Origin of the sequence: Desemzia incerta, from assembly GCF_900115825.1 — a bacterium.
Classification (GTDB): domain Bacteria; phylum Bacillota; class Bacilli; order Lactobacillales; family Carnobacteriaceae; genus Desemzia; species Desemzia incerta.
In genome coordinates, this window is the sequence record NZ_FOXW01000009.1 from 51,892 (window position 1) to 74,262 (window position 22,371).

The window sequence follows — 22,371 nt, forward strand, 5'->3', positions numbered from 1 at the left end:
AAACTTCTATTTAATGTGTTGTACATAATTGAATGTTCAAAAAACAGTTCAAAACATTGTTACATTGTGAGCATATTTTTTTTTGAATTTTTTATTTTTTGTCCTAAATTTATACCAAAACAGGTATGGGCCTTAAAAGGCTCATACCTGTTTTCTTTACTAATCTATTTCATGATAAGCAGCATACACTTCTTGTTTTTTCAGTTCACGTACTTTGGCTACTTCTTTTATCGCTTCTTTACTGCGCAAGTTATGTTCTTCCATCATTAGTTGAACGTGTTCTTGTATCGTCAATGTGTTCCAACTTGTATCTTCTTCAGGAAATAAAGAGCCTTCACTATTGCCTTCTACAATCAAACAAAACTCTCCGCGAATTTCTGAGGTCTGAGCCCATTCAAGTACTTCACTCAGGGTTCCGCGAATAAATTCCTCATAACGTTTCGTCAGTTCACGACACAAAACGATTTTTCTAGTGTCACCTAATACGGTTCCCATATTTTTCAACACCTCTTTTAAGCGATGCGGCGACTCATATAAGATAACCGTCTCTGGACGCTGGTTCAATTCTTCTAGCGCTTCGATCTGGTCTTTCTTTTTGCGTGGTAAAAATCCATAAAAATAAAAAGGCTGTGGGCTGAGTCCAGAAGCAATCAATGCTGTAAGAGCTGCATTAGCTCCTGGAAGCGGCACGACTGTGATTCCCGACTCAATACAAGCTACTACTAAATCATGGCCTGGATCGCTAATAGAAGGCATTCCAGCATCACTCACTTGAGCAATATCTGATCCATTTTCTAAACGTTCGATCAATTGCCCAATTCTTTCTTGAGAATTGTGCTCATGGAAACTGATTTGACTTGTCTTGATCTCAAAATGATTTAATAACTTTTGTGTATTGCGCGTGTCTTCCGAGGCAATAAGGTCTACCTCGTTTAAGGTTCGAATCGCCCGAAAAGTCATATCTTCTAAATTTCCGATTGGAGTCGGAACAAGATACAACGTTCCTGTGGACTGAACCTCAAAACTCTTTTGCTGAAACATGTGCAGTTTCCTCCTTAGTTTCTACCATTTCCAAGTTCACCACGCATGCCTGCCGGGTATCGAGCGGGAATTTCACCCCTCGTTGCATGAGATAGCTTTCTTTCTTTTTACGGGTTTGCTTCTTAAATGCGTATTCTGCTTTTGTGGCTTCGCTTCTAGTAAAAAAGCCCTCAGCATAAATCATCTTTGCTGGACGCCTGTTACTCGGCTTCGTATACTTAGCACCTGTTCCAGCATTGTGTTCAGCTTCTCGGCGCTTTAAATCGGTTGTATAACCGCCATAAAATGTTCCGTCCGCACAAAACAATACATAAAAGTAGCTAATCACTTTCTTTTCCAAATAACATAGCACTCACTTCCGGCAAGTATTCATTCTCTTCGTTGTAGACGATCAAAGGAGGCAACACTCTAAAACCAGTATCTTTACCATCTTTGATTCCTTCAATCAAAATCGTATTGGCTTCTTTCCCAATTTTAGGATACACAAACCGTAGTTTTTTCGGTGCTAATCGATGAGCTTTCATCGTTTCTAAAATCTCCAGCAACCGATCCGGACGATGGACAAAATAAGCTTTGCCATTCATTTTCAGCAATCCGCTGGTCACTTCCATCACTTCTTCCAAGTTCGTGTGCAGTTCATGACGGGCGATCGCTAAATGTTGATTCGGATTGCGCGTACTTTTCTCAGTAGCTGCGAAATAAGGTGGGTTGCACGTCACTACATCCACCGTATCTTTGGGTATCCAATTCGATACATCTCCAATAGCTCCTTTAATTACCGACACCTGATCTTGCAGATTATTCATGCGAATACTGCGCTCAGCCATATTAGCCAATCGCTCTTGCAATTCGATTCCGATCACTGGGCTCTTTGTTTTTTGACTAAGGATTAACCCAATAACGCCATTTCCTGCACATAAATCCACTACTTTTCCTTTGTGGTGCTTAGGAACTTGAGCAAAATCTGCTAGTAAAATCGCATCAAGTGAAAATGAAAACACTGATGGACTTTGGATAATACTTAAATCATGGCTGATCAATCGGTCGAGCCTTTCGTCGTTTTGTAATAACTGATCCATTTTTACACTTCCTCCATACACTATACTTTTTTATTATAGCATAATGAAGGTATCCCATTTGATAGAAGTTTTGCCTTCACAGCGTTATTTATCTAAAGATAGAATGATTTTCCCGATATTTTTATTGGACTCCATATAGCGGTGTGCTTCTTGCACTTCTTCAAATGGAAACACGCGGTCTATGATCGGATGGATCTTCTTATTTTTGAAATGAGGCAAGGCATCTTTGACAAAATCGGCTGTCAATTCAGCTTTGTATTCATCACTTCTAGCAGTCAGCAAAGTTCCTTTAAGCGTGATTCTTTTTCCCATCAATTCCCACAAGTTCATTTCTTTTATCACTGCTCCGCCTAATGTTCCAATGACGATCCAACGACCATCCACTTTAATCGAGCGGAAGTTCTTCTCCCAATAAGAAGCCCCTACAAAGTCTAAAATCAAATCGACTCCTCTGCCTTGAGTCACTTCTTCAACGCGTTCAGAAAAATCCTCTGTTTTGTAATTGATCGCTGCATCCGCCCCTAAGCTTTTGCAAAAATCCAACTTTTCTTGCGACCCGGCAGTAGTGATCACGGTTGCTTTTGTCAAAACTTTGGCTAGTTGAATGGCAGCAGTTCCTACTCCGCTCCCGCCTGCATGAATCAGCACCGTTTCGCCTTCTTTTAACTCACCCAGCCAGTACAATGTCTGGTACGCCGTCAAGAATACCTCAGGGATAGCCGTCCCTTCTTCAAATGAAAACTCATCTGGCAACACGATAGCTCTTTCCACAGGTATCGTCACATACTCTGCATAACTTCCATTATTGACTAAACTCGCTACTCGAGTTCCTGGAGCAAAACCAGGATTTCCACTGTTGTTTTCTTCCACTACCCCAGCCATTTCGACACCTAAGATAGGATAAGGAGGCTGCAGCTGGTTGCTTTCTCGTTTCAAAATGTCTGTTCTGTTGATAGCACTTGCAGCCACTTTCACTAGCAGCTCTCCTTCACGAGCTACAGGTTTTTCACGGTCTTCAATCACTAGTTCCTCTGCACTTCCTGGTTGTTTGATACTAACAGCTTTCATGTTATCTCACCTTTCTGGGTCCTTTTGTTTATTTACTATAACACGTCATTTTTTAGATATCTATTCGCATGCCACAGCTTCAAAACTGGGCGAATTTCTATTTTTCGGCCATGAGTTGTTATGCATTAGTGCTCATGGCCGTTCGTTGCTGCCTTTTCGGCCATGAAGAGTTTGTCGCTCGCTCTCATGGCCGAAATGAATCCAATATTAGCCATGAGGTCTCAATTCTAGATCCTCATGGCTGATAAATGGTTTCCTTTGTCTTTTGCGATTCTAGCAGCATTTATTTGACCCACAAAAAATACCCATCCATTACCAATCATTAGACTGGTATTGTCTGAGTATTCTAATACGTTTTAAATTAGCGACGCTCACCATAAATAACGTTCAAACAAAACGCGCACGATTCATCGTTGACTCTTCTTGAGCCGTAGAACACATTACAGACATGGAATCCATCTTCATAAATTTTTTCCAAATTCAGTCGGGATTTTGACATTTCCGTTCCGCTTGCTTCTTTGTTTGCATCTTCTTGCTGTTTTTCCAAATCTGTCAGACGGTCTCTTAAATGTTGATTCTCGATTCTCAATGATGCATTTTCTTCAACAAGTGCTTCGACTTCATCTTTTAATTCTGAAATTCGATTCAATGTTTCGCCTGCATCATTTTCCAAACGATTGAAACTATCAAACAATGCTTTTTTATCCATTTTCTCACCCACGCTTATCATTGATCTCCTTTCAAAATAAGTTATTCTCTTGATAAAAGGGCTCTTTCGTCCATCAAACGAATAGCTAACTGTTCAAATACGCCTTGCGCATTGACATTACTCTCTAATTTTTTTTGACTGGTTAAAACTTCTTCCAAGGATGAAACGATGATCCTTGAAGATTTATCCTCCGCAAATCGCGTCAATTCCTGACGGTATCGAGGAAAAGCCAACTGCTTAGTATCAGCATCAAAAGCCAGCTTCAAAGCGTCACGATAAATAATCAATAGCAACTCCAGAGCCATTTGATAGTGAGTACGTTCTTTGAAATGGTTCATGATAGACGTTTGGACAAACACAAAGCTTTGTTTGTCTTTTTTCGCTATTTTCAAAAACCATTTCCATATCAATTGATGGGCATCTATAAACCATTCATCTTGGCTCATCTCAACAGCTTTTGTTACATCATTAGTCAAGTGGACTAATAACGCTGCTTGGTTTGGGGTAACTCCAGTGTTCTCTAATTCTTCTTGCAGTACCGGTTTTGGAAGAGGCGAAAAGTGAATCAGCTGACATCTGGATAAGATAGTAGGCAAGACACGATTTTTAGCCGTCGTTAACAGAAATGCTGTCACATTTCCGTTGGGCTCTTCTAGAAACTTCAATAGACTATTCGCTGCTCCAGCCGTCATTTTTTCAACGTCCGTTACAATGAACACTTTTTTGTTTCCTTCCACTCCACGTTTGCCGAATTCAGACTTTAAGTAGCGTATTTGTTCCACTTTGATCGACAGCCCGCTCGGTTCCACTTCCACGACATCAGGATGATGTCCTTCCAATATTCGTGTACAATTTTGGCAAGTTGTACACGGCAGACCTTCATTTTTGTGTTCGCAAAAAATGCCCGCTGCGACCCATAGAGCCAATTCTTTTTTACCAGTCCCTCGTGCGCCTTCAAATAGATAAGCGTGAGCCAACTTATTGTGTTGCATGTTTTTTTGAAATTGCTGTATTAATACAGGCTGAAGCCGATTTATTCTATTTTTGATTGGATTTCACGACCTTGCTGTACTGAAATTTTTATTTCATTTGTTAAATTCATTTCGTTGTTAGAAACGTTCAAATTGTTCGACAGGCATAACAAAAACCGTAGCGCCTCCGACTTCAACTTCAACAGGATAAGGGAAACTCGTTTCAAGAGAAACATCAAAACTAGTAGGAGGAAGCATGTATTGTTCTCTTGCAGAACAATTTTCGCGAATAACGTCCAACACTTCATCCACTCGTTCTTCTTCTACCCCTACGATAAAAGTCGTATTTCCCGCTTTTAAAAATCCACCTGTTGTAGATAACTTCGTAGCTCGAATACCTCTTTCTACAAACTCGTTTGATAACCGGTTTCCATCTTTGTCTTGAACAATCGCTAATATCAGTTTCATCCTTAACACCCTCCTGTTTCACTTATACTCTGTTTTTCAATTTTTCCACGATAATTTTATAGCACTCATCCACTACTTCATCCAGCTCTTGAGCAGCATCAATCAGTGTGATGCGTTCTGTGTGTTCATCTGCTAATTTCAGATAAGCTTCACGTACTTTTTCATGGAACTCCAATTTTTCTTGGTCTAAACGGTCAAACTGACGATCAGCTTTCCCTTTATGAATGCGTTCCAATCCTACACTTGCTTCAATATCCAAATAAAGTGTAAAATCCGGTTCAATGTCATTTGTCGCAAAACGATTGATAGAAGCTACTTCTTCCATTCCAATCCCGCGAGCATGTCCTTGATAAGCCAACGAACTGTCTACGAACCGATCACATAAAACGATTTCACCACGATCCAAAGCTGGTAAGATTTTCTCCATTAAATGCTGTCTTCTGCCCGCAGCATACAGCAGTGCTTCAGTGCGTATATCCATTTCTGTATGTTCAGGGTCCAGAATCAATTCGCGAATTTTTTCAGCAATTCGACTGCCACCAGGTTCTCTTGTAGATACAATACGTTCTCCCAAAGTTTGTTCCAATTTTGGAAGCAACTCTTTTATGACACTCGTTTTGCCGGCCCCATCTGGACCTTCAATGGTTATAAAAATTCCCTTCAACTTCAAAAACCCCTCAATCTTTTATCTTATTTATCATTATACTGTATCTCAACGATTCAGTCTAATCGATTTCCTGCAAGTTTGAAAAAAAATCCATTTCCAATTGATCATTTAATCCAACTACACGCATGTTTTGTTCCAGATAAAAGCTTAATTGTTCAACGGTTTCTTTTGTGCATTTTTCTCCTTTTAGCACTAAAGGTATTCCGGGAGGATAAGGAACGATATTTCTAGCAGCAATCTTCCCAGCAGCTTTGTCTAACTGAACTTTTTTGATCGACAATTGTTGCTGTTGTTCATAAGAAATCGCCAATTCTGAAAGCAACGGAAATTGTCCCATATTGAAGTGAACCGAATGGTCATTCAAAATCTCTGAGGAAGTTTTAGGCAGTTTCACTGTCTCCACTCTTTGTAGAGACTGGTCGTCTTTTTTCACTAGAGGGAAAGTCAGCAAAACGCTGTCTTCATCGTTTTTTTCTGGAAACATTCCTTGTTCTTCCAATACACTCAACAATTGATTGCCGCTTTGTCCCGGCCAATACAATCGGACTTTCAAAGGATCGTCACTATGTAAATAGACCAAGCCTGACTGTTTAAACCTTTCCATCCAATCATCACGGTAAGCAAGTGTTGCTTTCAGGTCTTCTTCATCGAATTGAGAGGCAAAGAAGCGTGCGTATTCTAAACTGTGCATCAACACGTAAGACGGGCTGCTTGATTGCAGCATATGCAGGTACTGCTCGACTTTTTGCTGGATTGTTGCTGAGGTTTCGTGGTGAATATGCAAGTAGCCCGTTTGGGTCATGGCCGGCAACATTTTATGAGCCGACTGCACCACAATATCTGCCCCTAAACTGAGGGCTTGTTTTGGAAATGGATCTCCCAGTACAAAGTGTGCACCATGCGCCTCGTCCACCAAAACAACCGCTCCTCTTTGATGAGCATATTTCGCAATTTTGTCCAATGAAAATACTTGGCCGTTGTAAGAGGGATAGGTCAAGATGACTGCTTTTATCTCTGGGTACTTTTCAAATGCTGCTTCTATACTTTCCAACGATACTCCGACTGCTTCTCTTTTTTCTGTTTGATAAGCTGGTGTTACAAATACTGGTCGGACACCTGCCAACTCCAAAGCATGAATAATCGACTGGTGACACGTTCTGTCCACCAATACCCAATCTCCTTTGGAAGTTGCCCCCATAACCATGGCCAAATTTCCTACTGTTGAACCGTTGACAAGATAGTAACTTTTTTTACTACCGTAAAAGCTGCTCAATAATTCTTGACTTTCTTTCAACACATCCTCTGGTTCGTGCAAATAGTCCAATCCTGTCACTTCTGTTTGGTCGAATGGCAACATTTGCTTCATAGCGGAATCCATCGGCCAATTCATACCGTTTTTATGTCCTGGAACATGAAAAGACATTGTTTCTTTTTTTACGTGATCGTTGAGTGCACAAAAAAGAGGACGGCGCTGTTGTTGAACATTCTTGCTTCGTTTCACAACTTTCACCATCCTTAGTTAGTTTTATTCTTATTTTTTTGAGCTGTATGCGCTCAAATCGCCTTTTATCTTTCGATACCGCGCTTCTTTGAACAAATAAAAGAACTTCGCTTCAGCTAATTTTGTTTGCGCAAATAAGTAATCATCCGTTTCAATAGAGGTTTCTTCTATTTTTCTTGCATGCTCCCAGTCTTCTCTCAATCTGGTCATAAGAAGCAATAAAGATTCATCATATTCTCTGCGCAACCGATATTTTTTCTTCCATTTCATTTTGCTTCCAACTTTCTTATGGTACATGAGACAATGCTACGTAGGTGACTTAGGTTTAAGGATGACGAGCGAGCTTCATTTTCTATCTAAAACGAGCTTCACATGGCAGCTTTCGCGTATATAAGCTGATGTTGCCCTGTTAGGAAAAGCACCTAACTGGTCAAAATCTTCTTATATACGAAAATCTAAACGCCATGCTGCGCTCTCTGCTCTTAAATGAGCTTCGAAAAGCAGCCTATACGTTTATAAGCCAATCCCTACTGCCAGGTAAAAAGCACCACCTAAAAGCCAAAAGTGAACTCTACAAAAGTTTAAACGGCTTTCTCCGCTCTCTCTAGATTTCGCGGCGTCCTTCTACGGCTTTCATTAGGGTGATTTCGTCGGCGTATTCGATGTCGCTTCCGACGGATAGTCCGTGTGCCAAGCGGGTTACTTTGATGCCTGCTGGCTTGATCAAGCGTGATAGATAAGTGGCTGTAGCTTCACCTTCAGCTGTTGCATTGGTTGCTAAAATGACTTCTTGGACTTCATCTGATTGCAGTCGTTTTAGTAAAGAAGGGATGTTGATGTCTTCTGGACCTGTTCCTTCTATCGGCGATAAAATACCGTGCAATACATGATACAAACCATTGTAGTCTCTCACTTTTTCAATTGAGATTACGTCTTTAGCATCTTCCACAACTAAAATCATACTGCGGTCTCGGGCTTTATCTTGGCAAATCTCACACGGATCGCCTTGAGTGATGTGCCCGCATATAGAACAGTAATGCAAATCACGTTTAGCACTGATTAACGCTTTTGCAAAATCAGTTACATCATCTTCGTCCATGGAAAGAGTATAGAACGCCAAACGAGCAGCTGTCTTAGCACCAATTCCCGGCAATTTCATAAAACTATCCATTAATTTTGATATCGGTTCAGGATATTGCATGTCCATTTCCTTCCTGCTTTTAGCCTTTTATTCCTTTAAAAAAGGGATCCCGCATCGGCATCCCTATTCATTCTTCTATTTAGTCTAACGATTAAAGACCAGGGATTCCTAAGCCTTTAGTGTATTTACCCATTGAAGCTTCTGTTTGAGCATCGATTTTAGCTAATGCATCATTGGTTGCTAACAAAATCAAGTCGCCTAAAATTTCGCTATCTTCTGGATCGATCACTTCTGGATCAATGTTGATAGCTATCATTTTTTTGTCTCCTGTGAAGGTTACTGTTACTAAATCTCCATTTGCAGTCCCCACAAATTCAGTAGCATTCAACGCCTCTTGAGCTTCTTGCATTTCTTTTTGCATTTTTTGCATTTTTTTCATCATACCTTGCATATTTCCCATTCCACCGCGCATATTTAATCTTCCTCTCTTTTTCTAATCATTTTTGATTTCTACAATATCCGAGCCGAATAACTGCATCGCTTGGCTGACAAGCGGATCATCTTTCTCATCCACTTTTTCTTCCAAATCTTCTTCATCACTCGGAATTAATTGATTCAAACTTTCCCAATCTCCTGTAACTTCTTCAGGAGCAGAACTCTCTTCTTTCTGGTTTCCTTTAGGAGAAGTTTCAGCGGGGGCAGCTTTTTTTGCTTTTAATCGATCTTTGTTTTGCTTGATATACGTATTTCTAATTGTAGGCCATTGTTCAGCCGGCACACAGATCATTTGCGGAGAGTGACCTATCAATCTTCTTAAGTATTCACTCACAGCTTCAATCAGCTCAGCATCATTTGTAGCCTTTTGACACAAAATATCATACTCAAACGAAACAATCAAACCATTCGGACTAGCTGCTACAGGGGTAGAAGCCTTCATGACGGCTCTTTGCGTAACTGACAGCATATTCAGCAAATCAGGCCAAACGTCTTTTAACTGTACTAAATCGTCTTTTGTCGCTACCTCCAAGACTTTGTAAATAGCTGCTGAATTCGGCTTGAAAGCCCCTTTTTGAGGAGACTTCGGCTTAGCTTTAGCTTTTTCAGCTGGCTGAGCTGCTCCATTGGCAATGACTTCTTGGATTTTCTTTTTCATTTGAGCTAATTCAGATTCCAATTCTTGCATGCGAGATCCAGCGTTCTCCACTGTCTGTTCCGGTTGCATTTGATTGGAAACAGCCGTTGCTTGAGCCGTTGACTTGAATTGGGTCAGCTTAACGGTTGCAACTTCTATATAAACGTCAGCGTGGCTTGTCAAACGCATTTCGCGTTGTGTCTCGTTTAGAGTAGCAATCACTTCATACAAAGTATGGACAGGCACTTGCTGGCTCAATTCTATAAACTTGTCATCAATATGAGCGCTCTCCAGCAAATCCGCTTTTTGAGGCGCTTGTTGATAGACTAGAATGTCTCTGCTGAATAAAATAAGATCTTCTACAAAGCGAGCCACATCTTTTCCTTCTGCAAGAATCTCTTGGACAAGGGACAACCCTTTTTCAGTATCGTTTTGTATGATTGCTTTGAAATAACCAATCAATCGTTCTTGCGTCAAACTTCCGGTAACCGCCATCGCATGTTCCATCGTGACTAGATTATCACCAAAAGAAATCGCTTGGTCCAAGATACTCAACGCATCTCGCATACCACCTTCTGCAGCTCTGGCAATTACTTTTAATGAATCTTCTTCAAACGCAATTTTCTCTTGTTGTAAAATGTATTCCATCCGGTTACAAATATCTCTGACAGAAATGCGTTTAAAATCAAATCGTTGCGTACGAGAAATGATTGTCAACGGAATTTTGTGAGGCTCTGTAGTGGCTAAAATGAAAATGACATTTTCAGGCGGTTCTTCTAACGTTTTTAACAACGCGTTGAATGCGCCAGTAGAAAGCATATGCACCTCATCAATGATGTAGACTTTATAGTCTGCACTCGTTGGAGCATATTTCGCTTTGTCTCTGATATCACGAATTTCTTCGACCCCGTTATTGCTGGCCGCATCAATCTCGATTACATCATTTAGTTGGCCTGTAGTAATAGCTGTACAAATTTCGCAAACATTACACGGCTCACCATCTTCTCGATTAGGGCAGTTGATCGCTTTAGCAAAAATTTTTGCCGCACTTGTTTTCCCCGTACCACGAGGGCCAGTAAAAAGATAAGCATGACTCGTCTTTTCTTGAATCAAAGCATTTCTTAACGTTTGAGTAATAGCGGTTTGCCCTGCAATATCTTGAAATCGTTGAGGCCGCCAGACTCGATAAAGTGCTTGATAACTCATCTTGCTTCTCCCTTCCTTTAACCACTGTACTAGTTACTATTATACGGTAAATCCTATCAAATTTAAACCGTCCTAGAGATTGTTTTTTGCTTAATTGATTGTGGTGATTTCGTTTCAATCTATAGAGGAGCGAACTTTATGTTTTCGGCTATGAACCTGTTGATTTATCCACTCATGGCCGAAAATAACTAATAGACAACCATTAGCGGTTCAAACAACCTGCTCATGGCCGCCTTTTGTTTACTAAACATCCATGAGCTAAGGAACCTGTCCCTTCATGGCCTTTTGTGCACCTTACAAACATGATGTTAAAAGAATCAACTGGCTTAGAACAAAATAAAACCAGTCGAATAAACGACTGGTGTAGGTTAGTGCTATGTTATAATATCATTTTGATAAAATAATTATTCTATGTAACATACAGCACATGGTGAAGCAAACTTAGTGCTGCTTCCTTCCAGACCTGACACGATTCATAAGTCCACCATTGCTATATGGCCTTTCGGCAATTCTTATTATACTAGATATTAGAAGTTATATCTACCCTTTTTCAAAAGATTTTTTGTGATCCGTCTTTTGAGTTGCCTTTATCTTGTTTCAACATACACGGAAGTTCGTTTTTCCAAGTACTCTTGCAACACTCCAAAGAGACTGCACACGATCCAATACATAACGGCTACCAAGATATACATTGTCATGTAATCAAATTCGCGTCCCCCAACAATCTTAGCATTTTGAAACATCTCAGGAACAGTGATCATCGCTGCCAAAGATGTTCCTTTGATAATGTCCAGCATGACATTGCTTAAAGGCGGGATAGCGATTCGCGCTGCTTGTGGAATAATGACTTTGCGCATGATAAACGACTTCTTTAATCCTAAAGCATACGCAGCTTCCCATTGTCCGTGATCCACTGAAGACAATGCAGACCTGATCGTTTCAGCAACATACGCCGCTGAGTTGATACTGAACCCTATAACGGCTGCTGTTACTGCATCAAATTGAACGCCTATAAACGGCAGTCCAAAGTACAGCAAGAACAACAAAACCAACGCCGGTGTCCCTCTCATGAATGAGATATAAAACCTAGCCAGCCACTCTAATGGTCGAACAGGCGATATCCGCATGAGAGCTACTATAAATCCAATAACGATCCCGAAAATAGTACTGACTAAAGCAATGCCCAATGTATAAGGCAATCCTTTTAGTAAAAACGGTATACTCTCTAGAGCGAGTTGCGGATCAAAGATATATTGCCATTGTATATCAGACATGTTTTATTGCCAGCTCCTTATTCTTCAGAAACGTCTATCTCTTGGAATTCATAATCTTTTTGAACAGTCACATCTTCCCCATTGTAAAACTGTTTAGAAATTTCACTTAATGTTCCATCATCATGCATCGCTTCTAATTGTGCATTGATTTGTTTAGTGAATTCATCATTTCCTAATTTGATCGCATAATTCGTTTCACTAGGATTATAAAAAACGTCATGAACTTTAACTGGTATTTCGGGTAATGCTTCTGTTGCCATTAGTTGACCATAATAGTCATTCAAAACGACATCTGTACGGCCATTCGCTACATCCCACAAATATTGGTCATTTGTCGCATTATCATAGATGACCAGTTCAGCTCCAAATTTTTCTGCTACTTTCATATAAGAAGTTGTTGCTGCTCCAGCTGCTTTTTTCCCTTTTAAATCTTCCAGTTTTTCGATACCAGAATTGTCCTCTTCTCTAACGACCATAGATCCAAAAGAATATTTATACGGAATCGTAAAGTTGTATTTATCCGCGTTTTCTCCGTCTCGATCGATTCCAAGAGCAGCAATGTCAATTTGTTCACTGTTTAAAGAAGTCAGCATGCCGTCTACTCCCATTTCAGTAAACTCAACTTCCAACCCTAAACGATTGGCTATTTCTCGTAAAATCTCTACTTCAAAACCAGTCAGCTCATTTGACTCTTCATCATGGTACGAATTAGGGAAGTACGTCCCTGATGTAGCTACTTTTAAAGTTCCCTCTTCTTTAATAACTTCCCAATCTCTTGAAACCAACTTTTCTGTTACATCTTTTTGTTCTTCCTCTGTTGTTTCTTTAGTCCCGCAAGCTGAAACAAACAGCATCGCGCACACCAGTAAAGCCGTTGCCCAAATCAGTTTCTTTTTCATTTTTTATCCCCTCTTCTTTTTAGTCGCCTCCCAAATAGTAACAGTGTGTATTTCTGTCGTCAATAGGACGTAAAAAAAACACATTTTATGATCTTACCAAAAAAATGTAAAGCCTTTAAAAACCGTGAAAACAAACTTTTCGAACAACGTCAAAAAATGCAATATTGTTTATTTAGATGTCGAAACAGGATTGGAATCTGTATCAATCACCTCTATATTTCTTGTGCCTTTCCCTGTTTTAATGATTGTTTTTGCGCATGAAAAAACTGCTTTTCTATCTGTTGATTAATGATAGAAAAACAGTTTCATTTTTTTTATTCTTTAAATTGCGGCCAGAATTGTTTGTTGTACCATTTTATGACGCTCGCACTCACTGCAATAGGCACTAAAACCGCCAGAACAGAAACGGCTAATCGGCCAATTGGAGGAAGTGCAGTTACCAAGAACGACAGCAGCGCAACTAAAATCACACCGATGAAAATCGACCCCATGATACTGATGACTTGAATGAAATTCCCACCGCCTCGATTGAACAATTCCGTCAGATTCTGCCAATCAATGTACAACTTTTTATGGTCGCGTACAAAGTAGAACAGGCATAAAGCATATGTTCCTATCACAAGACCTAACAACAGCAACAATCCTAGAAGGATAGGTAGTTTGATAAGTACCATGAAAATGACTCCTAGCACAAATGGAATAATCAACTCTACCGCGTAAGCAAACCATAGTTTTTGCTTTAAATAACGCTTCATTGAAAAAGGCAGTGATTTCATATAAAGAAAATTTTCTCTGTCCAATGAAATGATAACCCCTACGATCGAAATACTATTCAATGTCAAGAAGGCATAAATGAATCCGCCAAAGAAAAATACTCCCCAATAATCAAGCGGTATAGAACTTAAGTCTAATCCGCCCCATAAGGTAGGGCCCAATAACAATACCGGGAACAAAATCTTTGAACTGATAAATTGCATGATCAATGTCCCGTCTTGTATCAATCCCGCATTGTATTTCCACAGAATACGATTGACAGATTCCGGCTTAGCGTTCTTGACTCGACCGCTAATGACTTGTCTTTTATTTTGGAAGGGCTGTTCTGTTTGCTCTTGTGTTTCATTTTCAGCTGAATCTTTTTGTTTGCCATAGAAATTAGGAACGACCCATTTATACACAATTCCAGATAAAACGATCAATACTAAAAGCCATCCAGCTAATCCCAGCCAACCTTCAAATTGAGAAGGATAAACCAGTAATGTATAAAAACTTTCGATAAATGGAATAGCTTTACTATCTGGTATCAATTGCCCAGGAAGAGTCGTATCCGCACCTAATGGATTATTTGTTATGAACAAAACCGCTACGATCATCCCAATGCTGGATACTGTGTAAAGAACAGCGGAAACGACATTCTTGTTCTTTCGAAAAACAGCTAAGCTGGTCATAAAGTGGACAAGCAAGAAGGAAACAAGCACTAATATCGCCATCAACAAAAGAAACATTACTACTGCTCCAAGGAGAGACAGCACGTAACTATTTTCTGTGCTTAATCCAAGTAAAACGAACAATCCTAGTACAGGTACCAAGTAGGGCGAAATCATTAACGCTAATACTGAAAGCTTAGCGGCAAATATCTCGCTTGACTTAAAAGGCAGCGGCAAATAATACTCTAAGTCTTTGGATTCATAGAACAAGTTGTACACGATCAGAAAAGACTGTAAAAAAGACATCATCAAAAAGACAAGCACATTGATAGTAAACAATCCCGGGTAATCGGCGTAGTTGATTCCAATAGACATCGTGACAAAAAATAAAAAGAAAAAAATGACGAACATCAACAAATTTTGACCTAAAACACTTTTATAAGCCGACACTTTAGACGGTTTTCCCGTTTCAGCTTCTTTGTTCCGCTTTTTCTCGATCATTTGTGGATTGGCGTACAGAAGATTCACTTTGGTCAATTCACCAACTAGTTTCCACCTCATTATTCGACGCCCCCTGTTGCACTTTGAGCTTCTCTTCCAGCCATTTTCAGATAAATGCTTTCTAGAGATTGATTTTCATTCTCAGCTTGCAAGTCTTCAATCGTTCCATCATAAAGGATCTCTCCTTTTTTAAGGATCGCGATGTGATTACAGATCTGTTGCGCTACTTCTAGAGCATGTGTCGAAAATAACACGATTTTACCTTTTGCAGCATGTTCTTTCATCATTTCTTTCAAATCAAATGCCGCTTGCGGATCTAGTCCAGTCATCGGCTCGTCTAATATCCAAATATCAGGATTAGATAATATAGCTCCGATTATAAATGTTTTTTGTCTCATCCCATGAGAAAAAGAACTAATGATTCCGTACTGATTCTCTTTCATATCAAATAAATCCAATAAATAGGTTAGTCGTTGAGTCATTTCTTCATCAGATAATTCATAAGCTGAAGCCATCAAGTTCCAATATTCTGTTGCCGACAATCGAAGAAACATATCTGGAGAATCAGGTACATAGCCTATCTTTTTCTTAATTTCTAGTCGGTTTTGGTCCAATTTCTCTCCATCGACCCATATTTCTCCTCGAGTCGGATTGATGATGCTGACTAAAGATTTGATTGCGGTCGATTTCCCAGCTCCGTTGTGTCCAATCAATCCAAATATTTCTCCCGGTTGTATGGTAAACGAAACATCCCTCAATGCTTGCTTAGTCCCATAAACTTTACTCACTTGCTTGAATTCAATCATTTATGTAGTCTCCCCCAAAAATAAAAATAGTCTTTGTTTCATTAACCAGTATAACAAACTCATGTAAATAATTGAGTGGGTTTCAGATATTTCACTCAATTCTTTAACAAGTTTAGTTGTGTAAAAAAAGCCCCTATTTTCAAGTTAAATTCATTTCTCTTAACTTGGAAATTAAGGCTCTTCTTATTAAACCAGCAATAATTCATCTACCTCTAAAATTTCAATTTGTCTGGTGCTTTTTTGGCGGATCAGCCCTTTAGCTTCCAGTTCTGCAAACTTTCGACTGATCGTCTCAGGAGTCGTCCCTAAATAAGAAGCTAAATCTTTTTTACTCATCGGCAAATAGACTATGTTGCGGTCATTTTTCTGATCCATTTGCTCAGTAAGGAAAAGAGCAATTCTCGTTTCCACTGTTTCACTGGAAAAACGAGTCGTTTGTGTTTCTGAAGTATTTAAACGATTCGAAAATTCCTGCAAGATTTTTAACGAGATACTTGGAAACTTCAATAGAAATCCTTGCAATACTGACCGTTGAATCACACAAACTTTCGTTTCCATCATAGCCTCAGCGTACGATTCGTGAACAGAGTCTGTAAACAAAGCGGTTTCTCCTGTAAAATCTCCTGGATTCAATAAGCGGACCAGCTGTTCTTTTCCTGCTTCTGTCAATCGATAAATGCGGACTTTCCCTTTATGGATAATATAAAGAGAATCTGCTTCATCTCCTTCTCGATAAATGATTTCACCTTTTTCAAATGAAACAGAACGAGTTGCCGCCATGATTTCATCTAATTGTTCCTCGTCTAGATGCTTGAAAATAGGGACTAAAGAGACACACGCTTTATGAGATTCTAAACTGTGATCATGGTTATGTTTTTCTATTGAAGTCATTCGCTTCGCTTCCTTTCCTTCTTCTCAAGCTATCTTTATTGAGATGCCTTTATTGTAGAGGAAAAAACATTTGAAAGAATTGACGCTCATCAAGTTTTTTTGCTCAAAAAGACTCACACCAAACAACAGATGATTCAGAAAGTGACTTTATAATTTATTCAGAAAAATAGTCTTCTTTGATGATGCTGTAACATTTATCGTCCACGAATTCTCCTTTGACAAAACGATTTGTCCGATAATGACCTTCATAAGTCAGTCCCATCTTTTCCATCACTTTGCCAGAAGCAGGATTCCGCACGTCATGAAAAGCAAAAATCCGCTGTAGCCCAAAGACTTCAAAACCTAACTGGATCAACATTTTTCCAGCTTCCGTTGCATAGCCTTTTCCCCAATAATCCTTATTTACAGTATAGCCCAACTCAGCTTTCTTATGTGTTTCTTCAATACGAAAATCGATTGTCCCAATCATTTTTTCTGTTTCTTTCAAGACGATAGCATATTTGCCTAATGGACTGCTCAAAAAATATTTAGCGATATTTTTTCGCGTATCTTCTAAGCTCTCATGTCTATCAAAAACAAATTTAGTCGTTTCTTCATCCTTAGCGTATTCATGCATATCTTCTGCATCTTTCAGCAACACGTGTCTTAAGTAAATACGTTCTCCGTCAATATGATCGTGCAAAGCAAAAAGGTATTCTTTATCCATAATAGACACCGCCCTTAAATTTAATGGTCAAATCACTTGATTGCTGATGAGTTCCTCATTTTCATTATAATGAAAAAAATGTTCCTGCTTTTCTGGATAGTTGAACACATCAAGAGTTTTGCAAAACCTGGCGCACAATTCTCTTCTGTCAGGTCTTCCATTTTCATCCAATGCAGTGACCCTTCATCAGTTTCTTTCAATAGTGTTCCTGTAAACTGATTCGTTTTGTAAAGAAAAACAATGTATCGAAAGTCTTCTTTCTCTTCATACCAATCCTTCACTCCGCATAACGTTAACTGAGTGACATCGAGTCCCGTTTCTTCTTTCACTTCTCTGATCGTTGAATCGATGATCTATTCTCTTGGCTCTACTTTGCCTCCAGGAAAAGTTAAGCCTTGCCAGATTTTTTTCCGATTTTGAACTAACACGACTTCTTTTTTCTCGTCTACCACCATACACATATTCGTCAACACAATTTTACTCATATTATTTACCTGCCTGTATCTTGTTTTTCTAAAACGACCATGTTTTGCTGAAATGTTCTTCAGCTGTAGCTACGAAATCATCATTTTCGACATCGATCAATTCATTACCTTCTTCTTGATCAACAATAATGTGATCATACATGATATAAGGAGGATTGCGGAAGCCGATGTCAAAATAAGATTCATCTAGCAAATAAAAGACGCTTCCCACCATTTCCGTTTCAGTTGCATCAGCGTCAAACACGACGTTGCTTCGCTGTTTAAACAAATCATCGTCTTGTTCAAAGTAATAAAAATTGGCATCTTTTCCTATATAGGTAATTGGTTGAGTGACTATTTCTTCTCGATACATCTCCAATGATCGTACGCTGTCTGGATCATGCAATTTGGCAAAATATTGCATCTCATCTTCTGAACGATAAGTATAATCGCTAAACTTTTTTTGTCTGTCGCGTACGAGAGGTGTGACATGGTCATTCACTTCCAAGAATTCTTGATACCTCAAATGCCCGACCGCTAACCAAATACTAAGTCCTAAAACTAAAATTCCGCCTGCTGCAGCGATTTTTTTCTTGTGCCGACTTTTTGAATAACCTAAAATCATACCGGACAACATCAGCAGTACTAAGATAACAACGGCAACTGCAACCATTGTAGTATTGTAAAAGGTCTCTGCAGCGACCCAAAATTCAACTGACACCATTCTTCACTTCCTCGTTGTTTGTTTCCTTCTATTTTACCTTAGAAAAAAACAAATAGAAACGGTAATCAAAAAGAACCCTAACAGATTTTTTTCATCGTCGGGGTTCTCAGTAAGTTATGTTTGATGATTTGAATGCAAACTATCTTTCTATATCTACATCTGGTGCTTCAAAATCATCGAATTTCAACTTGTTCAAGTAGTCCATATCTTCTTTTGAAATCTCAAAATCAAAAATTTCAGCATTTTCTGTAACCCGTTCAGGGTGCGCTGACTTCGTTAATGGGACGAAGTTGTGTTGCAGACTGAAGCGCAGCAACAGCTGTGCCACGGATTTCCCATATTTTTCTGTCATAGCTTTGACTTTTTCATCCTCAGACATTTGCTTGATAGGAGACAGAGGTGACCAGGCTTCTACAATGATTTGTTCTTTCTCACAAAAAGCGACCGTTTCTTCTTGCAGCACGCCAGGGTGCAATCGAATCTGATTGACCATCGGCTTGATTCGGCAGTTGGCGAGCAGGTTTTTCAAATGTTTCACCATAAAGTTGCTGACACCGATAGCTCTTATTTTTCCTGCTTCATAAGCATCTTCCAATGCGCGCCATGTTTCGATATTGTCTTCCTGCCAATTCTCTCCTCGGCCTTTAACAACTGGCCAATGGATTAAGTACAAATCAATAGCATCTAGACCCAGCTTTTCCAGTGATTCATCAATCGCTTGGCTGGCTGCTTCATACCCATGATTCGGATTATCTACTTTACTGGTGATAAACAACTCTTCAACCGCAATACCGGCTTGGCGAATGGCTTTTCCAACCTGTACTTCATTCCCATACATTTGGGCTGTGTCAATCAACCGATAACCAGCTTCAACCGCAGCTTTTATTGTATCGTTACAAACTGTCTGATCCTTATTTCCTGAAGTGCCCAAACCATAAATAGGCATCCTTACCCCATTATTCAATTCAACGGTATCACAAATACTTTCCATCCTTCTCATCAGCTCCGATCTATTCAATTAAAAAGCGCTTTCTTTACTCACTTTGTATTGTATCCTTTTGAAGCTCTTCTCTTCAACTAATAGACCTGAAACTAAGTAAACGAAGGTATTAATCGTTAATGAAAAAATAACCGTCTCTGATTTTATCAGCAACGGTTACTTCTACTTGTTAAGGACTCTGCCTCAATAATTGCTTTCATCTTTACTTCTAATAAATTCTGCTATTCTCTCTGCAGTCTCTTCTGGTTCTAAATAAGTATTGTTTATCCTTAAATAATTTACTGGTTGGAATCTCTCATCTACCTCATTTGGCAAAGAGTTTAATCGATGCTTCTCATGAGTCTTCAGCAATTCATTACGCGAAAATTCAACATTCCGCTTGGAAGGTTTAGCCATCAAGCGGCTTTCACCAACATTTCTTTCTAAGCGAGTCTCTAGGTCTGCTTCAAGTTCAACGAAGAATACTCTACCATCAGTATTTAAAAAGATGTCACTGATTTCTTGCAGAAATTCTACATCCTCTTTCAAATCAAATGCCACGACCACTGTAAAAATAATGCTTGCTACTTTATTTGTCTTGTTTTTGACAAATGCTTTGAACAACTCTTTTCTAGTCTGGTCAGATAAACGAAACGTTTCCTCTCCGTAATCTAAAAATTTAGCGAATAAATCAATCGTTTCGTGATTATACAACAACCTTGCATCCATTCTTTTTTCCAATTCTCTTCCCACAGTCATTTTCCCAACGGCTTGCGGTCCTATGATAACGACTAAATCCATTTACAATCCACTCCTAGACGCTCAACTCGGTTTAATCACTAACTTGTATTCTTCCCAATGTGGATGAATACTTTCTTGCTTTCCGCGCAAATAGACTTTCCCATATTCATCAATCAGTCCATGAAATTTCTGCCATTCTTTCAGCGTAAAATCAGCAGAGCTTTCTACATATCTCTTCAAACTTAGATAATCTGTACTCTGTTCACTGCCTAACTGGCGGAATAATTTGAGCGCATAATTATCCGCTACAAACACAGGTATTTCAAAAGCGTACAACAATAGAACATCCGCGGTCTCATTACCTATCCCATTAAATTGAAGCAATCGCTCGCGCAACTTATCCTGGTACTTGCATTTGATTTCTTCCAAATCAAATGCATGTTTTTTCAACCAACCAAAATAATCTAGAATCAGTTGAGATTTCCGTTTATGAAATCCGCTCGAATAAATCAGTTCTTTCACTTCTTCAATGGTTAGAGCAGAAATAGCTTCCGGGTCGAAATGAGTGGCTTCGCCTATGCGCGCTAAAGAAAGAGTCGTATTGTGCCAGGTGGTATTTTGTACTAAAATAGCTCCCAACATCATTTCATAGACACTATCTGCCGGCCAAGTCGTTCCTGCGGTCACATAATGATCCAACTGACTATACAGTTCTTTTAGATTGATTTCTTTCTTCATGCCTATTCCTTCCATTAAAATTAGATTATTGCTCCATTCCAGCGATCCCAAAAGCACCAGGTCCGCCGTGTGTAGAGATAACTGATCCAGCTTGGATCCAAGTTACGTTTTCAAATCCTTTTTCTTTAGCAGATTGCTCCATCTGTACTTTAACTTGTTCATCTAAACCGATTGAAAAGACGAAGTAGATCTGCTTTTTATCGATGGGGTATTTTTTCAAATAGTCTTTCAACAGTTCTTCTGCCACTCGACTCATTTTTCCTCGGTATTTCTTCGTAGAGACCAATTTTCCATCGATCAACTCAATCAACGGTTTGATTTGCAATAAAGAAGCACTGATATAAGCTGCATTCGACACTCGTCCGCCAGCTTTTAAAAATTCTAAACTACCCGGTACGAATGACATTCTGCTTTTCGGCACACTAGCTTGAATTTTTTGAATCAGTTCGTCCATCGGAATATCTGGGTTTGATTCTAAAAGTTGAGCTGCATATAACGTCACTACCGTCAATCCCGCAGAAACGTTCAACGCATCGATTAAATAAATATCCTCGAAGTTTTCTGCAGCAATCTCAGCGTTATGGAAAGAAGAAGATGCTTTTGAGGTGTATCCAATGTGGACGATCGTACAGTCAGGATTTTCGGCTTTTATTTGTGCAAAAAACTCTTCGTACTCATTTGGATTAGTTGATGTAGTGGAAGGTATCAATTTCGTTCTATTGTAATAGTCATAAATTTTACTGACCGGTAATGATCCATCGTCTTTATAATCTGTTCCATCCATCACTACATGCATGGGTACGGTTTTGATGTTGTGTTTTTCAGCTAACTCTTTGGGCAAGTCAGCCCCGCTCTCTGTCGTAAAAATAATCTTTCTCATTTTTTCTCCTCCTAGGTATACTTGCTTTTTTCACCAATTATTTATTCTCGTTTTAAAATCCCTTACATTTTTCAGTATAGCATTTTCAATACCTTTAAGGAATTTATAATTGGTTGGCTTTTGGACGGACTTTGAAAAGAAGATAAGGAATAAAAAAGACTCTTAAAAGATGGACAAGGTCTAGCAATAATCAATTTAGATCAATAGATTTAATTCTGCAAAAAGCAACGCAAAGGATTCATTAGTGTATACGTTAATGAACTCTTTGCGTTGCTGTATTTGCTTTACACTTATCTAAAAACAATAGGGATTAAAACACCTATTTATATTCATTCTCTGAAATTTTAATCTAACTTCTAAA

The 22,371-nt window shown here is 39.2% G+C and carries 24 protein-coding genes, 1 other RNA gene and 1 pseudogene; all 26 read right to left on the reverse strand.

Features of this window, described 5'->3' with window-relative positions; genetic code table 11:
* Positions 1 to 159: 159 nt before the first annotated feature.
* The 26 genes and pseudogenes from rsmI to BM137_RS10490 all read right to left on the reverse strand — a co-directional run bounded on the left by rsmI (position 160) and on the right by BM137_RS10490 (position 22,010).
* Positions 160 to 1,041 carry a 16S rRNA (cytidine(1402)-2'-O)-methyltransferase gene (gene rsmI / locus BM137_RS10365; protein ID WP_092481098.1) on the reverse strand — a complete coding sequence of 294 codons (882 nt, stop codon included), beginning with the start codon at positions 1,039 to 1,041 and terminating at the stop codon, positions 160 to 162.
* Entirely contained in the window at positions 1,019 to 1,381 is a 363-nt protein-coding gene (locus BM137_RS10370) for a GIY-YIG nuclease family protein (RefSeq protein ID WP_092481099.1), read from the reverse strand. Before BM137_RS10370 ends, rsmI begins: the two co-directional genes overlap by 23 nt.
* Positions 1,362 to 2,120, reverse strand: a complete 759-nt coding sequence (locus BM137_RS10375) for a tRNA1(Val) (adenine(37)-N6)-methyltransferase (RefSeq protein WP_092481100.1) — start codon at positions 2,118 to 2,120, stop codon at positions 1,362 to 1,364. Before BM137_RS10375 ends, BM137_RS10370 begins: the two co-directional genes overlap by 20 nt.
* An 84-nt stretch (positions 2,121 to 2,204) precedes the next feature.
* Positions 2,205 to 3,188 carry an NAD(P)H-quinone oxidoreductase gene (locus tag BM137_RS10380; protein ID WP_092481101.1) on the reverse strand — a complete coding sequence of 328 codons (984 nt, stop codon included), beginning with the start codon at positions 3,186 to 3,188 and terminating at the stop codon, positions 2,205 to 2,207.
* Positions 3,189 to 3,549: 361 nt separating this feature from the next.
* Positions 3,550 to 3,897 (reverse strand): DNA replication initiation control protein YabA, encoded by a 348-nt coding sequence (locus tag BM137_RS10385; RefSeq protein WP_092481133.1) that lies wholly within the window; start codon positions 3,895 to 3,897, stop codon positions 3,550 to 3,552.
* Positions 3,898 to 3,938: 41 nt separating this feature from the next.
* Positions 3,939 to 4,946 carry a DNA polymerase III subunit delta' gene (gene holB, locus BM137_RS10390; RefSeq protein ID WP_092481102.1) on the reverse strand — a complete coding sequence of 336 codons (1,008 nt, stop codon included), beginning with the start codon at positions 4,944 to 4,946 and terminating at the stop codon, positions 3,939 to 3,941.
* Between the two features lie 60 nt (positions 4,947 to 5,006).
* Positions 5,007 to 5,336, reverse strand: coding sequence for a cyclic-di-AMP receptor (locus BM137_RS10395; protein WP_092481103.1), 330 nt, complete (start codon positions 5,334 to 5,336; stop codon positions 5,007 to 5,009).
* Positions 5,337 to 5,358: 22 nt separating this feature from the next.
* Complete coding sequence (gene tmk, locus BM137_RS10400; protein ID WP_092481104.1) at positions 5,359 to 6,000, reverse strand: dTMP kinase; 642 nt, start codon at positions 5,998 to 6,000, stop codon at positions 5,359 to 5,361.
* Between the two features lie 61 nt (positions 6,001 to 6,061).
* Positions 6,062 to 7,504 (reverse strand): aminotransferase class I/II-fold pyridoxal phosphate-dependent enzyme, encoded by a 1,443-nt coding sequence (locus tag BM137_RS10405; protein WP_092481105.1) that lies wholly within the window; start codon positions 7,502 to 7,504, stop codon positions 6,062 to 6,064.
* 30 nt (positions 7,505 to 7,534) lie between these two features.
* Positions 7,535 to 7,774, reverse strand: coding sequence for a YaaL family protein (locus tag BM137_RS10410; RefSeq protein WP_092481106.1), 240 nt, complete (start codon positions 7,772 to 7,774; stop codon positions 7,535 to 7,537).
* A gap of 334 nt (positions 7,775 to 8,108) precedes the next feature.
* Positions 8,109 to 8,705, reverse strand: a complete 597-nt coding sequence (recR, locus tag BM137_RS10415) for a recombination mediator RecR (protein ID WP_092481107.1) — start codon at positions 8,703 to 8,705, stop codon at positions 8,109 to 8,111.
* 91 nt (positions 8,706 to 8,796) lie between these two features.
* Positions 8,797 to 9,117 (reverse strand): YbaB/EbfC family nucleoid-associated protein, encoded by a 321-nt coding sequence (locus BM137_RS10420; protein ID WP_092481108.1) that lies wholly within the window; start codon positions 9,115 to 9,117, stop codon positions 8,797 to 8,799.
* A 21-nt stretch (positions 9,118 to 9,138) separates the two neighbouring features.
* On the reverse strand, positions 9,139 to 10,983 hold the full coding sequence (gene dnaX, locus BM137_RS10425) for a DNA polymerase III subunit gamma/tau (RefSeq protein ID WP_092481109.1): 1,845 nt from the start codon (positions 10,981 to 10,983) through the stop codon (positions 9,139 to 9,141).
* Positions 10,984 to 11,388: 405 nt separating this feature from the next.
* An RNA gene (gene ffs / locus BM137_RS10430) (signal recognition particle sRNA small type) lies at positions 11,389 to 11,487 on the reverse strand.
* A gap of 83 nt (positions 11,488 to 11,570) precedes the next feature.
* Entirely contained in the window at positions 11,571 to 12,257 is a 687-nt protein-coding gene (locus tag BM137_RS10435; protein ID WP_092481110.1) for an amino acid ABC transporter permease, read from the reverse strand.
* 17 nt (positions 12,258 to 12,274) lie between these two features.
* Positions 12,275 to 13,156: a transporter substrate-binding domain-containing protein gene (locus tag BM137_RS10440; protein WP_092481111.1), complete on the reverse strand. Its 882-nt coding sequence runs from the start codon at positions 13,154 to 13,156 to the stop codon at positions 12,275 to 12,277.
* 314 nt (positions 13,157 to 13,470) lie between these two features.
* On the reverse strand, positions 13,471 to 15,141 hold the full coding sequence (locus BM137_RS10445; RefSeq protein WP_092481112.1) for a hypothetical protein: 1,671 nt from the start codon (positions 15,139 to 15,141) through the stop codon (positions 13,471 to 13,473).
* The gene (locus BM137_RS10450; protein ID WP_092481113.1) at positions 15,141 to 15,887 is read right to left on the reverse strand and encodes an ABC transporter ATP-binding protein; all 747 of its coding nucleotides are present in this window, start codon (positions 15,885 to 15,887) and stop codon (positions 15,141 to 15,143) included. Before BM137_RS10450 ends, BM137_RS10445 begins: the two co-directional genes overlap by 1 nt.
* Before the next feature lie 186 nt (positions 15,888 to 16,073).
* A complete protein-coding gene (locus BM137_RS10455; protein WP_177192565.1) occupies positions 16,074 to 16,769 on the reverse strand; it encodes a Crp/Fnr family transcriptional regulator in 696 nt (231 codons plus the stop codon).
* A 163-nt stretch (positions 16,770 to 16,932) separates the two neighbouring features.
* A complete protein-coding gene (locus BM137_RS10460; protein WP_092481115.1) occupies positions 16,933 to 17,484 on the reverse strand; it encodes a GNAT family N-acetyltransferase in 552 nt (183 codons plus the stop codon).
* A 32-nt stretch (positions 17,485 to 17,516) separates the two neighbouring features.
* Positions 17,517 to 17,969, reverse strand: a pseudogene (locus BM137_RS10465) (NUDIX domain-containing protein).
* A 28-nt stretch (positions 17,970 to 17,997) separates the two neighbouring features.
* Positions 17,998 to 18,669: a hypothetical protein gene (locus BM137_RS10470; RefSeq protein ID WP_143084258.1), complete on the reverse strand. Its 672-nt coding sequence runs from the start codon at positions 18,667 to 18,669 to the stop codon at positions 17,998 to 18,000.
* Positions 18,670 to 18,811: 142 nt separating this feature from the next.
* Positions 18,812 to 19,663 carry an aldo/keto reductase gene (locus tag BM137_RS10475; RefSeq protein WP_177192561.1) on the reverse strand — a complete coding sequence of 284 codons (852 nt, stop codon included), beginning with the start codon at positions 19,661 to 19,663 and terminating at the stop codon, positions 18,812 to 18,814.
* A 192-nt stretch (positions 19,664 to 19,855) separates the two neighbouring features.
* The gene (locus BM137_RS10480; protein ID WP_092481119.1) at positions 19,856 to 20,452 is read right to left on the reverse strand and encodes a P-loop nucleotide/nucleoside kinase family protein; all 597 of its coding nucleotides are present in this window, start codon (positions 20,450 to 20,452) and stop codon (positions 19,856 to 19,858) included.
* Positions 20,453 to 20,473: 21 nt separating this feature from the next.
* On the reverse strand, positions 20,474 to 21,130 hold the full coding sequence (locus tag BM137_RS10485; RefSeq protein ID WP_177192562.1) for an endonuclease III domain-containing protein: 657 nt from the start codon (positions 21,128 to 21,130) through the stop codon (positions 20,474 to 20,476).
* Positions 21,131 to 21,155: 25 nt separating this feature from the next.
* Positions 21,156 to 22,010 (reverse strand): DegV family protein, encoded by an 855-nt coding sequence (locus tag BM137_RS10490; RefSeq protein ID WP_092481121.1) that lies wholly within the window; start codon positions 22,008 to 22,010, stop codon positions 21,156 to 21,158.
* Positions 22,011 to 22,371: the final 361 nt, after the last annotated feature.

What these genes read in the sequence shown, in the direction of transcription:
- BM137_RS10395 (WP_092481103.1), bottom strand. Translation starts at nt 5,336, where the DNA reads ATGAAACTGATATTAGCGATTGTTCAAGACAAAGATGGAAACCGGTTA.
- BM137_RS10435 (WP_092481110.1), bottom strand. Translation starts at nt 12,257, where the DNA reads ATGTCTGATATACAATGGCAATATATCTTTGATCCGCAACTCGCTCTA.
- BM137_RS10460 (WP_092481115.1), bottom strand. Translation starts at nt 17,484, where the DNA reads ATGGATAAAGAATACCTTTTTGCTTTGCACGATCATATTGACGGAGAA.
- BM137_RS10485 (WP_177192562.1), bottom strand. Translation starts at nt 21,130, where the DNA reads ATGAAGAAAGAAATCAATCTAAAAGAACTGTATAGTCAGTTGGATCAT.
- BM137_RS10375 (WP_092481100.1), bottom strand. Translation starts at nt 2,120, where the DNA reads ATGGATCAGTTATTACAAAACGACGAAAGGCTCGACCGATTGATCAGC.
- BM137_RS10440 (WP_092481111.1), bottom strand. Translation starts at nt 13,156, where the DNA reads ATGAAAAAGAAACTGATTTGGGCAACGGCTTTACTGGTGTGCGCGATG.
- BM137_RS10450 (WP_092481113.1), bottom strand. Translation starts at nt 15,887, where the DNA reads ATGATTGAATTCAAGCAAGTGAGTAAAGTTTATGGGACTAAGCAAGCA.
- dnaX (WP_092481109.1), bottom strand. Translation starts at nt 10,983, where the DNA reads ATGAGTTATCAAGCACTTTATCGAGTCTGGCGGCCTCAACGATTTCAA.
- BM137_RS10420 (WP_092481108.1), bottom strand. Translation starts at nt 9,117, where the DNA reads ATGCGCGGTGGAATGGGAAATATGCAAGGTATGATGAAAAAAATGCAA.
- BM137_RS10410 (WP_092481106.1), bottom strand. Translation starts at nt 7,774, where the DNA reads ATGAAATGGAAGAAAAAATATCGGTTGCGCAGAGAATATGATGAATCT.
- BM137_RS10380 (WP_092481101.1), bottom strand. Translation starts at nt 3,188, where the DNA reads ATGAAAGCTGTTAGTATCAAACAACCAGGAAGTGCAGAGGAACTAGTG.
- recR (WP_092481107.1), bottom strand. Translation starts at nt 8,705, where the DNA reads ATGCAATATCCTGAACCGATATCAAAATTAATGGATAGTTTTATGAAA.
- rsmI (WP_092481098.1), bottom strand. Translation starts at nt 1,041, where the DNA reads ATGTTTCAGCAAAAGAGTTTTGAGGTTCAGTCCACAGGAACGTTGTAT.
- BM137_RS10385 (WP_092481133.1), bottom strand. Translation starts at nt 3,897, where the DNA reads ATGGATAAAAAAGCATTGTTTGATAGTTTCAATCGTTTGGAAAATGAT.
- BM137_RS10490 (WP_092481121.1), bottom strand. Translation starts at nt 22,010, where the DNA reads ATGAGAAAGATTATTTTTACGACAGAGAGCGGGGCTGACTTGCCCAAA.
- BM137_RS10480 (WP_092481119.1), bottom strand. Translation starts at nt 20,452, where the DNA reads ATGGATTTAGTCGTTATCATAGGACCGCAAGCCGTTGGGAAAATGACT.
- BM137_RS10445 (WP_092481112.1), bottom strand. Translation starts at nt 15,141, where the DNA reads ATGAGGTGGAAACTAGTTGGTGAATTGACCAAAGTGAATCTTCTGTAC.
- BM137_RS10475 (WP_177192561.1), bottom strand. Translation starts at nt 19,663, where the DNA reads ATGGAAAGTATTTGTGATACCGTTGAATTGAATAATGGGGTAAGGATG.